Origin of the sequence: Streptomyces sp. NPDC002265, assembly GCF_040296125.1 — a bacterium.
GTDB lineage: Bacteria > Actinomycetota > Actinomycetes > Streptomycetales > Streptomycetaceae > Streptomyces.
In genome coordinates this window covers 1-10,788 of sequence record NZ_JBEOWS010000331.1, presented here as the reverse complement: position 1 = coordinate 10,788, position 10,788 = coordinate 1, and the positions used below count along the sequence as shown (strand labels likewise).

11 protein-coding genes are annotated in these 10,788 nt (G+C 73.2%); 2 read left to right on the top strand and 9 right to left on the bottom strand.

Going from position 1 to position 10,788, the window contains the following annotated elements; translation table 11 throughout:
- On the top strand, positions 1-188 hold a 188-nt coding region (locus tag ABT085_RS37510), incomplete at its 5' end, for a CAP domain-containing protein (RefSeq protein ID WP_351618685.1).
- Positions 189-371: 183 nt separating this feature from the next.
- Here the strand turns inward: ABT085_RS37510 and ABT085_RS37505 are convergent.
- From ABT085_RS37505 to ABT085_RS37485, 5 genes are all read right to left on the bottom strand, one after another.
- Complete coding sequence (locus ABT085_RS37505) at positions 372-662, bottom strand: SHOCT domain-containing protein (protein WP_351618682.1); 291 nt, start codon at positions 660-662, stop codon at positions 372-374.
- Between the two features lie 245 nt (positions 663-907).
- On the bottom strand, positions 908-2,659 hold the full coding sequence (locus ABT085_RS37500) for a cation:proton antiporter (protein WP_351618679.1): 1,752 nt from the start codon (positions 2,657-2,659) through the stop codon (positions 908-910).
- Between the two features lie 13 nt (positions 2,660-2,672).
- Positions 2,673-3,113 (bottom strand): DUF6325 family protein, encoded by a 441-nt coding sequence (locus ABT085_RS37495; RefSeq protein WP_351618677.1) that lies wholly within the window; start codon positions 3,111-3,113, stop codon positions 2,673-2,675.
- Positions 3,114-3,215: 102 nt separating this feature from the next.
- Positions 3,216-4,166: a DUF389 domain-containing protein gene (locus ABT085_RS37490; RefSeq protein WP_351618689.1), complete on the bottom strand. Its 951-nt coding sequence runs from the start codon at positions 4,164-4,166 to the stop codon at positions 3,216-3,218.
- 299 nt (positions 4,167-4,465) lie between these two features.
- On the bottom strand, positions 4,466-5,110 hold the full coding sequence (locus ABT085_RS37485; RefSeq protein ID WP_351618674.1) for a GAP family protein: 645 nt from the start codon (positions 5,108-5,110) through the stop codon (positions 4,466-4,468).
- Positions 5,111-5,425: 315 nt separating this feature from the next.
- Here ABT085_RS37485 and ABT085_RS37480 point away from each other — a divergent pair, with 315 nt between their 5' ends.
- On the top strand, positions 5,426-6,844 hold the full coding sequence (locus ABT085_RS37480; RefSeq protein ID WP_351618671.1) for a DUF2252 domain-containing protein: 1,419 nt from the start codon (positions 5,426-5,428) through the stop codon (positions 6,842-6,844).
- 225 nt (positions 6,845-7,069) lie between these two features.
- Here ABT085_RS37480 and lysA read toward each other — a convergent pair whose 3' ends face one another.
- From lysA to tnpA, 4 genes are all read right to left on the bottom strand, one after another.
- The gene (gene lysA / locus ABT085_RS37475) at positions 7,070-8,416 is read right to left on the bottom strand and encodes a diaminopimelate decarboxylase (RefSeq protein WP_351618668.1); all 1,347 of its coding nucleotides are present in this window, start codon (positions 8,414-8,416) and stop codon (positions 7,070-7,072) included.
- Between the two features lie 14 nt (positions 8,417-8,430).
- Complete coding sequence (locus ABT085_RS37470; RefSeq protein ID WP_351618666.1) at positions 8,431-8,814, bottom strand: SAV_915 family protein; 384 nt, start codon at positions 8,812-8,814, stop codon at positions 8,431-8,433.
- 260 nt (positions 8,815-9,074) lie between these two features.
- Entirely contained in the window at positions 9,075-10,322 is a 1,248-nt protein-coding gene (locus ABT085_RS37465) for a CHAT domain-containing protein (protein ID WP_351618663.1), read from the bottom strand.
- Between the two features lie 84 nt (positions 10,323-10,406).
- Positions 10,407-10,788 (bottom strand): IS200/IS605 family transposase (gene tnpA / locus ABT085_RS37460; RefSeq protein ID WP_502982902.1); only part of this gene is annotated, 382 nt, incomplete at its 5' end.

Below are 10,788 nucleotides of genomic sequence, written 5' to 3'. Positions count from 1 at the left end.
GCTACATCTGGAACGCCTACGGCGAGAACGTCGCCTTCGGTTACGCCGGCCCCGAGCAGGTCATGGCCGGCTGGATGGGCAGCCCCGGCCACAAGGCCAACATCCTGAACTGCTCGTTCAAGGAGATCGGCGTCGGTCTCGCGGAGCCCGGCAGTTACTGGACGCAGGACTTCGGAACGGCCCGCTGAGACAGCGCGCCACAGCGGTAGGCCCGACGACGCCCGCGCGCGGTCGCGCACGAGCGTGGTCGGGCGCCCGGCCGCATGGTCAGGAACCCGGTCGCCCCCTCGGGAGCCCGGCCCCTTCGTCGGAAGCCGGCCGCCTCGTCGGGAGCCCGGCCGCGTCCTCGTGGCCGGTGCCCGCGGGGCGGCTCAGCCGAGGAGCCTGCGCTTCTGCTCCGCGAACTCGGCTTCGGTGAGAACGCCCTGGGCCTTGAGGTCACCGAGCTGCTTCAGCTGATCGATCTTGCTGCTCATGTCGTCCGTGAGCGGGGTCGTGGTCGCGGGCGGGGGGGCGGGCTGCGGAGCGGCCTGCACCTGGGCCTGCTGGTACTCCTGCTCGGCCCAGCGGCCCTGCTGACGGCGTGAGACACGGTTCGACACGGCGGTGGCCGTGCCGGCCACCACGGCTGTGCGGGCTACCCCGCGGAGGAGACCTGGCACGGCGGTTCCCTTCTCGCAGGAGGCGCGTGACTGTCCGTCCGGGCCTCCGACCTGCCTGACTGCCGGCCGGCACGCGGCTGCCCGCGCACTCGCCGGATTCCATTGGAGCACCGCGCGGATACCCCCGCACCTCGGCCCGCCCGGCCGATCCGAGCCCGGCCGGACCCCGTCCGATCCGAGCCAGGCCGGACCCCGGCCGACTCCGGCACAGCCGGGCCCCCGGACGACTCCGGCACGGCCGCCCCTCACGCCGTGAGGAGTACGGCGATGTCCCCCGGCCGCGGGCTCGGGCCGCCGGTGCGGGTGACCGGGAGCAGCCTGCCGTCGTCGCGGACCAGGAACAGCAGCCGGGCCCCGGCCTCCAGGGGGCCCTCGACCCGGCGGGTCACGACACGGGCGCCCCCGGCATGGCGGCGGGCCAGCTCGGACGCGGTGAGTTCGGGGGCGAAGAGCACCCGCCCCTGGAGGGAGGGGGCTGCGATCATCCCCTGGTTCTCCACGGACGCCCCGAGCCGGTAGACGGTGCCCTCGACACTGCCCTCCAGGTTCATGGCCGCCAGTGCGTTGAAATCGTCCTCGCCGGTCAGGAGCAGGACCCCGGTGAGGCCCTCGGCCTCCGCGCCGGCGCCGGTGGCCGCGGCCATGAACTCCCCCTCGGCGAGTTCGATCCCGGCGGCCCTGATGCTGTCGCGCTGCGCCTCGCGCGCCGCCCACATGACCACGTCGAGACCCACCGACCGCAGGGCCCGGCCCAGGTCGACCACCCAGGGATCGCCGCCCACGAGCAGCGGTCGCGAACGGGCCGGGCGCACCACGCCCAGCCGTCTCGCCACGGGCACCGCACTCAGCCCGTACAGGGTGACCGTGGCCACGATCACCACGAAGGTGGCCGGCAGGATCCGCGCCGCGCCGCCGACCCCCTTGTCGACCAGGGCGGCCGAGAACGTCGAGGCGGTGGCGGCGGCGACGATCCCGCGCGGCGCCATCCACGCGAGGAAGCAGCGTTCCCCGGCGGGCACGTCGGTCCCCAGCGTGGACAGGGCCGCCACCACGGGCCGGGTCACCAGGACCAGGACGGCCACGAGCCCGAGGGTCGGCAGCAGCACATGGCGCAGGGACTGCGGGGTGACGGTGGCCGAGATGGAGATGAACAGCAGACCGATGACCAGGTTCACGAGGGTCTCGAAGAACGGCCTGCGGACGGCCTCGTCCAGGCCGGGCAGGTTCGCCACCGCCAGGCCCATCAGGATGGCGGCGATGAGTCCGGCGTCGTCCCGCGCCAGGTCGCAGACGGCCGCCACGCCGACCACCACGGCGAGTTGCACCGTCGTGCCCAGCACCTCGCCGAGCCGGAGCCTGCGCAGCGCCGTCACCAGCAGGGCCGCTCCGGCCACGCCTCCCGCCACGCCGACCGCCGTGCTCATCAGGAACTGTCCGAGCCCGCTCGCGACGCCCCGGTGTTCGCCCGCCATGACGGCGTGGAAGACCAGGGCGCCCAGGACGCCGCCCACGGCGTCGATCAGCGTTCCCTCCCAGACGAGGATGCGCTGGATCCGCTCGGTCGGCCGGACGAAACCGAGCAGCGGGCCGACGACGGTCGGACCGGACACGACGATGATCGCCCCGAGCATCACCGCCGCGCCGTGTGACAGGCCGAGCAGCGGTGCGGCCACCAGGGCCGCCGAGACACAGGTGACCAGCGCACCGATCCAGATCAGCCGGACCACGACGCGGCGCGTGTGGCCGCGGAGCCTGCTCAGGTCGAGGCCGAGCCCGGCGTCGTAGAGGATCACCGCGACGGCGAGTGAGACCAGCGGGGAGAAGGCGTCGCCCAGCAGCGCCTGGGGGTTGACGGTGTCCGTCAGCGTGCCGGCCGTGAAGCCGACCGGCAGCAGGACGATGAGCGCGGGGACGCGCAGTACGTGCGCCACCACCTGGGAGCCCGTCGCCAGTACGACGATCAGCGCGAGGCCCAGGAGTACCTGGTCTTCCGTCACCGCGCTGGGGGCGCTAGGTCGTCGGCGACGGCTCGCCGGCCTCGTCCGCCAGGTCGAGGGCCTCCAGGACGGCCGGCACCGGGATGCGTCCGGAGGCGACCAGTTGCGCACCGCCGCGACGCAGGGCGGTGACGAAGGGCGCGGCCCACAGGTTCTCGTAGACGATGATGCCGGCGGAGTTGCCCGGTTCCAGCGCGGCGCCCGCCTCCTGCACGTCGTCGTGGCCGAGGAGTCCGGAGGACGCCCCCTGGAAGACGGCCAGGTCCAGCGCCCCGTCGCCGGTGAAGTCGGTGATCTCCATACCGACCACCGTGCCGTCCTCCTCCTTTCCGATGAACATCAGATCGAGGATCCGGATGATGCCGCGCTCCACCAGCTCGACCAGCAGCGGGAAACCCTCACCGGTCATGTGGTTTCCGGGAAACTCCACGACCGCGTAATCGATCGGTCCCATCTCGACAAACTCATCGCCCACGATGTCACCTCTGGCTGGTCACGGCGTTGTCCCTGAACCGGTGTCCATTGCATCACCGGACCGATGCGGCCGCATTTCGGTTCACGCCGAGCGGGTTCGCCCGCGTGCGCCGACACGCCGCCAGATCGCGCGCTGGCATTTGAGCGTGCCGGTCCCGACCACGATCAGCACCACGATGTTGAGCAGAAGTTGCAGCAGTGATCCCCGGGCTTCGCGCCATTCGGCGAACGCGCACGAGACCCCGATGTCGGCCGCCGCCGGAATGGTGGTCACCGAGATGAAGACGCCGAGCAGCGCCCGGGTGCGGGCCTCGGCCAGCGAGACGATGCCGGCGATCCCGGCCAGCACCGCGACCACGACCGAGAAGAAGTTCGGCGAGCTGATGAGCCTGGAAACGGGCCTCAGCCCCAGGGCGAACGCCTTCGGCTGCAGGTCGAGACCTCGGACCAGGAGCGCGAAGAGAAAGGTCGTGGCGATCACGGGCAGGAATCCCTCGAACAGGGCCCACAGCCCCCGCCGGACCCCCCGCCGCGAGCGTTGGTCGATCGCGAGGGCGACGCTGGTGATGGCACCGTACTCGGGGCTGACCACCATGGCCCCCACGATCAGGATCTGGGAGTTGGTGAAGATGCCCACCGCGCCGATGAGCCCGGCGATCACCAGGAAGAGGTAGAAACTCGGGGGATATCTCCCCTCGGCCCGGATGTGGGCCTCCACCTGTTCCCACACCGGCGCGCTCAGCCGCGCGCCGAACACCTCGGCACCCGCCTTCGCCGCGTGGTCGGAGAACACGGTGTCGACCGGGTCGAGGACGATCGAGCCGCGCCGCACGAGTCCGAGGTCGCGCAGGCCGCGCAGCACGTCGTTCGCGGCGCCGGTCAGGACGTCGCACTCGATGGCGTCGCCGTCGGGGCCGAATACGCTGTCCGGCTGGAGCACCAGGTTCACCACGCCCGGCTCGGCCCGCAGCAGGGTCATGGCGCGTTCCGTGAGGTCCGAAGGGCTCACCGCCCGTACGTGGATCATGTCCATGCGGACCTCCGTGTGATGCGGCGGCATGCGCCGGATCACGGCCCGGGCCGGGCGCCCCACCATTAACCCGGCGCGGCCGGGGGGCGGCAACTCGGCGTACGCGTGCGGCACACAGCGGGCCGATGTGTACGACGACGCGTGCGGTACACGGCGGGCCCGTGTGTACGGCGTACCGTTCGGCGCCTGTCGGCCTCGGCGTCGGCTCAGCCGGTCAGCCGGTCAGCCGGTCAGCCGCTCAGCCGCTCAGCCGCTCAGCCGGTCAGCCGGTCAGCCGGTCAGCCGGTCAGCCGGTCAGCCGGTCAGCCGGTCAGCCCGTAGATGCTGCGGCCCACCAGCCACAGCCCCGCCAGCAGCGAGACCGCGACGATCGCCTGCTCCTTGTGGCCCTCCAGCCATGCGCGCAGGTTCCCGAGCCGCTCGGCGGCCGCCTCGGGGGCGAAGGTCGCGTAGACCTCCATGGTCAGCAGGCTGGAGGTGGCCAGCAGGCAGTAGCCGAACAGTGCCGCGTACGAGGCCGCGTGGGAGAGGTCGGCCGCCACCACCGTGGCGGCACCGGCGGCCACGCATCCCCACGGCTGGAGGAGCAGGGCCAGACCGGCGGCGCTCCACGGGTTGATCCGGTCGACCCGCGACGTGCTCCCGGAACGCTTCGGCCGGGTGCCCATCCTGCGGCGGGCGTGCTCCGCGTACCACACGAGGGCCAGGCCGATGGCGAGTTTGGCGGCCAGCGCGGCCTCGGACGGCGGGGACCGCGGGGGCGGCGGCTGACCGCCCGTCACGAGCAGCACCGCGGCGATGATCCCGACGAAGCAGGCCAGCCAGGCGAGCACGAAGGCCAGCCCGTTCCAGATCCCGGCAGGGGCCGACAGCACCAGCACGAACCCGGTGACCGGCAGCGGGTTCAAAGCGATCGCCAGACCGAGGATCAGCAGGTCAAGGAGCATCGCCGCCCCCTCGGGACCGCACGCGGCACCCGGTCGTGGAACCGCACATGCCCTCATCGTCGCCGCCCCCTCCCCCACCCACAACTCCGCGCCCGCCCGTGCGGCGGCCGTCCCGGTCGGCTCCGCTCGGCTCGCCGGGTACGGGACCCGGGGCTACCGTGGTGTCCGGCCGAGACGTCCGCTTTCTCCCGGCGGTCCTGTACACGCTCCGAGGACGTCGGCACGAGGCACCTCCGGGGCATCGGCGCGGTCGATCCCCGCCGACCGTCCCAGCCCGCGCCGCGCGCGCCGGCGACCACACTCGGAGTGAGTGCCATGACCACCCCTCACCCGGCCGATGCGGGCACCCGGCACCGCACTCCGCAGGAACGTGCCGCACTGGGCAGAACCGCACGGTCGTCCGTGCCCCGGTCCAGTCATGCCGAGTTCGCGCGCACCGCGCAGCGGCCGGATCCGGTGGCCGTCCTGGAGGCGCAGTCGGCGACCCGGGTGCCCGAACTCGTCCCGATCCGCTACGGCCGGATGACCGAGTCGCCGTTCCGCTTCTTCCGGGGGGCGGCCGCCGTCATGGCCGGGGACCTGGCGGGTACGCCCCGGTCGGGGTTCAGGACGCAGCTGTGCGGCGACGCGCACCTGCTGAACTTCGGGCTGCTGGCCTCCCCCGAGCGCCGGCTGGTGTTCGACATCAACGACTTCGACGAGACCCTGCCGGGCCCCTGGGAGTGGGACGTCAAGCGGCTGTCGGCGAGTTTCGTCGTCGCGGGCCGGGCGAACGGCTTCAGCGCCCGGGAGCGGGCCGACGTCGTACGGTCGACGGTCCGGTCCTACCGGGAGTGGGTGCGGCGCTATGCCGGGATGGGCGATCTGCCCGTCTGGTACGCCCGGTTCGACGAGGAGTGGGTGCGGGACCGCTTCGTGTCGGAGGGCAGCGCGCGGACCCGGGCCCGCTGGGCGGAGTCGGTGGCGAAGGCGCGTACCCGGGACAGCCGCCAGGCATTCGCCAAGCTCACCCGTGTCGTCGACGGCAGGCCCCGGATCGCCGCGGACCCGCCGCTGATCACCCCGCTGACGGAGCTCCTTCCGGATGTCGAACGCGGGGCGCTGGAGGAGCAGTTGCGCGAGCTGATCGGGCACTACGGCCGCAGTCTCCAGCCGGACCGGCGGTTCCTGCTGGAGCAGTACCGGTTCGGGGACGTGGCCCGCAAGGTGGTCGGGGTCGGCAGTGTGGGCACCCGGTGCTGGATCGTGCTGCTGCTCGGCCGCGACGACGACGATCCGCTCATCCTCCAGGCCAAGGAGGCCGCCCCTTCGGTGCTGGCGCCGTTCGCCGGGGCCGGCCGCCATGGCACGGAGGGCGAGCGGGTGGTCTCCGGTCAGCGGCTGATGCAGGCCACCAGCGACATCTTCCTCGGCTGGGAACGCGCCGACGGCATCGACGGCCGCCGACGCGACTTCTACGTACGGCAGTTGCGGGACTGGAAGGGCGCCGCGCAGCCGGAGTCGATGGTCCCGGCCGGGATGCGGGCCTTCGGCGAGCTGTGCGGGGCCACGCTGGCCCGCGCGCACGCGAGGTCGGGGGACCGGATCGCGATCGCCTCCTATCTGGGCGGGGGCGACGCCTTCGACCGTGCGCTGGTGCCCTTCGCCGAGCGCTACGCCGACCAGAACGAGCGGGACCACCAGGCGCTCCTGGACGCCGTCCGCAGCGGACGGGTGGCGGCCGGGACGGCGTGACGAGGAGACCGGCACGGACCGTTGTCCGCCCGTCGCCGAGCACGGTCACCGGACGGACTGCGCGGCTCCGAGGGGACGTTCAGCCCGTGCACGTTGCTGTACGTCGATGCCCTCGCCCGTGCCGGGCGCCTCCCGCAGGCCCGCTGGACCGTCGAGAGGAGCGGACCCCGGGCGGGCCGGTCGGCGAGGGAGGGAGACCTGCCCGCCCGGGAGATCGGGCGGCCGTCACAGGCCCACGTCGCGGCGGCGGACGTCCTCCAGGGACTCCCGGCGTACGAGGAGGCGGGCCCGTCCGTCGCGCACGGCGACCACGGGCGGGCGGCCGACCAGGTTGTAGCCGGAGGCCATGGAGAGGTGGTACGCGCCGGCCACGGGGACGGCGAGCAGGTCGCCGGGGCGTACGTCGGCGGGCAGGTCCGCGTCGGCGGCGAGGACGTCGCCGGCTTCGCAGTGCCGGCCCACCACGGTCACCCGGGCCGGGGCGGCGGTGCTGCGCCGGCCGATCAGCCGGGGGGCGTAGCGGACGCCGTACAGGGCGGGACGCGGGTTGTCGCTCATCCCGCCGTCGACGGCGACGAAGACCTGCTCGCCGGTGTGTTTGACGGACAGGACGCGGTAGAGGGCGATGCCCGCCGGTCCGGCGATGGCCCGTCCGGGTTCGATGATCAGGCGGGGGACGGGCAGTCCTGCCGTCGCGCAGGCTTCCCTGAGTTCGGCGCGTACCCGGCCGGCCAGCATGGTGAGGTCCAGGGCCTGCTCGCCGGGGCGGTAGGCGATGCCGTGGCCGCCGCCGAGGTCGAGTTCGGGCAGGACCAGGCCGTGCTGCTCGTGCAGCCGGCTCATCAGGCCCACCATGCGGCGCACGGCGCCCAGGTACGGCTTGACCCCGGTGATCTGCGAGCCCAGGTGGCAGTGCAGGCCGGTGAGTTCGAGCTGGGGCTGGCCGAGGATGCGCGCGATGGCGTGCGCCGCGTAGCCGTCGGAGATGGACAGGCCGAACTTCTGGTCGTCGGTGCCGGTGCGGATCTTCTCGTGGCCGCCCGCGCTGATGCCGGGCACCACCCGGACCATCACCTTCTGGTGGCCGTGCGGGCCGACGGCGGCGGCCAGCCGGGCGATCTCGGAGGGGCTGTCGATGACGATGCGGCCGACGCCGAGGCGCAGGGCGGTCTCCAGGTCGCGTGGGGACTTGGCGTTGCCGTGCAGCACGATCCGTTCGGGCGGGAAGCCCGCGATGACGGCCAGTTCGAGTTCGCCGGCGGAGCAGACGTCGAGGCCGAGGCCCTCCTCGTCCATCCAGTGGGCCATCGCGCGGCACAGGAACGCCTTGGCCGCGTACAGGACTTCGGCGTCGGGGAAGGCGTCGCGGTAGGTGCGGCAGCGGTCGCGGACCTCGGCCTCGTCCAGGACGTAGACGGGTGTGCCGAAGCGGTCGGCGAGCTCGGCGAGCGGTACGCCGCCCACGGCGAGGTCGCCGTGCGGGCGTTCGCGGGTGGAGGCGGGCCACACCGACAGGCCGACCGCGGCGGTGACGGCGCCTGCCGTGGTGGTGGGTTCGTGAACCGTGCTCATGGTGGCTGCCCCTCTCAGGCGTTCCGCAGCGCGGACATCTCGTGCGTGACCGGCCCGGCCGGTGGGACGGCAAACGCCGGTGCGACCAGGGCGGGGGGCGTGATCCGTGCGGGCGCCGGGGCGGTGAACTGCGGGTCGACCGTGACGGCGGTGACGCCGAGCGGCGCGGTCAGCGCGCGCAGCGCGGACTCGGCGAGCCGGATCCATGCCTGGCCGGGGCCGAGGGTGGCGGTCAGCTTGCGCTCGGAGGTGAAGCCGACGGCCGTACGGTCGCCGAGCGGGGTGCGGAAGAGCCGGGCCGAGCACCCGGAGCGTCCCGGCCGGACCGGTACGTACAGGGGTCCGGCCGGGAACCGATCGGCGGGCTCGGGGTCCTCGCCGTGGAGGAGTTGTGCCATGGGATGCCTCCCGAAGGGCGGGGAGTGGGGGATCGGACCTGTGGGTTCCCCGGCCGCGGGGAGGCCGGCCGGGGTTCGCTTCCGACGTTATGCCCGTGACCCCCCGCCACCGGACCGGCCCTGACGGGACGCTGACGAGGACCCGGGCGTCTTTGACGGGACGCTGACAGCGCCACCGGGGTGCGAGGCGAGGACCCCGCCCCGTGGACCCGGCCGGCATCCGGCCCCTGGTACGGCAGACGGGACGGCGGAGGAGCGGGTCAGGCCCCCGAATGCACATGCACCGCCCACACCGAGGGGTGGTCGGGCCAGGTGTCGCGCCAGCGTCGTACGGTCTCGTGCAGGGCCGTCGGCACCACCGCCGTGGTACCGGCCCGGGCGACGGCCTCGTACACCGTGCGGGCGAGGTGGACCGCACGGCGGTCGCTCACCGGCCAGAGGGTGGCGACCACTTGGCGGAAGCCCGCGATCTGGAACGCCGAGCCGAGGTGGATCGACTCGTCGACGAGCGCCGGACCGGTGCGGGCCGTTTCGCAGGCGGACAGGAAGGCCAGTTCGGCCCGGGGCAGGTCCAGTGCGATCACGTCGGTGACGGTGAGCGGCCGGTGCCGGTGGTCGTGCACCAGCAGCCGGCCGGCGGACGGCGCCGCGGGATCCGCCACGGCGTGGCAGGCGAAGTGTGCGAAGGCGTGCCCCGGCAGCTCGGACAGGATGTCCGTCCGGCGGGCGTCGGCGCCGGACAGTGCGGTCAGCGCATCCTTGAACACCTCGCCCAGCAGCCGCAGTTCGTCGGCGGAGCCGGGCAGGTCGCGATGGCCGGGCGTCCGTGCCATGCAGACGGCCAGGGCGGGCCCGCTCGCCGTCCCGGCCGCCCTGCGGCGCGCGTGGGTCAGCGCCCGGAGGGTGGGTGTGTACGAGGACGTGACCAGGTCCAGGACGGCGAGCCGGGGGCCGGGGCGGGCCGGGTGGCCGCGTGCAGCGGCAGCATGCCGAGCGGTCCTGTCGCCGACCACCACAGGCGCGGCGGCGGGATGCCGGGCGTGGGATCCGTACTGGCTGACATTGGCCAGGACGACCGGCCCGTCCTGGGCCGCCGCGCGCAGCTCGGCCGGCTCGGGCGGGCGGAGGAATCCGGCGTCCTGCGGGTCCCGGCGGATCTCGTCGAGGAGCCTTTCCAGCTCCAGCCCGGCGGCCTGCCGCCGTTCGGCCGGGCGACCGGTGCCGAGGGCTGGTACCGGCGAGGCGGGGGTTTCCGTCGGAAGGCCGGACGGTTCCGCGGATCGCTCCGCCATCAGCGCGGTCAGGCGCGCGGCCCGCTCCGGATGGCGCCGGGCCAGGTCGGAGATGTCGGTGCGCGCGTCCAGCGCCTGGGCCAGCAGAATGCCGCGCCCCTGTTCCAGCAGGGCCGCCGCACCCTCGGGATCGCCGAGCCGGATGGCGCAGGCCGCCGCGTCCGAGGCGATCCCCGGGAGACCGCGCAGGGGACGCTGGGGCGGGCCAGGGCGCACCGCGCCGGTTACCGGGACTCTTGCAGAAAGCCCCGGCGTTCACGCTGGGGATGAATGCATCTCAAGACTGCTCTGACGTGCACGTTAGAGCGGACGTTTTTGCTGCTCGATGTACTGGCGCACGATCGCCATCGGTGCTCCTCCGCACGATGCGCAGAAATACGAGGGCGACCGCAGGTGCCCGTGCATGATGGTGCGGTTGATCCGGCTGGTGAACTCCTGCCGTATCCGGCGGGCGGAGACGCCCTTGAGGCTGTTGACCAGCTTGGAGACGGCGACCTTGGGCGGGTAGTGCACCAGGAGGTGGACGTGATCGCGTTCGCCGTTGAACTCCTTCAGCTCCGCTTCGAAGTCCTCGCAGACCTTGCGCCTGATCTCTTCGCAGCGTGTCAGCATCTCGTCGTTGAACAGCCCGCGCCGGTACTTCGTCACGAAGACCAAGTGCACATGCATCGCCGAAGCAACG

Coding starts and splice junctions, on each gene's coding strand:
- ABT085_RS37495 (WP_351618677.1), bottom strand. CDS start 3,113: ATGGGACCGATCGATTACGCGGTCGTGGAGTTTCCCGGAAACCACATG.
- ABT085_RS37490 (WP_351618689.1), bottom strand. CDS start 4,166: ATGGACATGATCCACGTACGGGCGGTGAGCCCTTCGGACCTCACGGAA.
- ABT085_RS37485 (WP_351618674.1), bottom strand. CDS start 5,110: ATGCTCCTTGACCTGCTGATCCTCGGTCTGGCGATCGCTTTGAACCCG.
- ABT085_RS37480 (WP_351618671.1), top strand. CDS start 5,426: ATGACCACCCCTCACCCGGCCGATGCGGGCACCCGGCACCGCACTCCG.
- lysA (WP_351618668.1), bottom strand. CDS start 8,416: ATGAGCACGGTTCACGAACCCACCACCACGGCAGGCGCCGTCACCGCC.
- ABT085_RS37470 (WP_351618666.1), bottom strand. CDS start 8,814: ATGGCACAACTCCTCCACGGCGAGGACCCCGAGCCCGCCGATCGGTTC.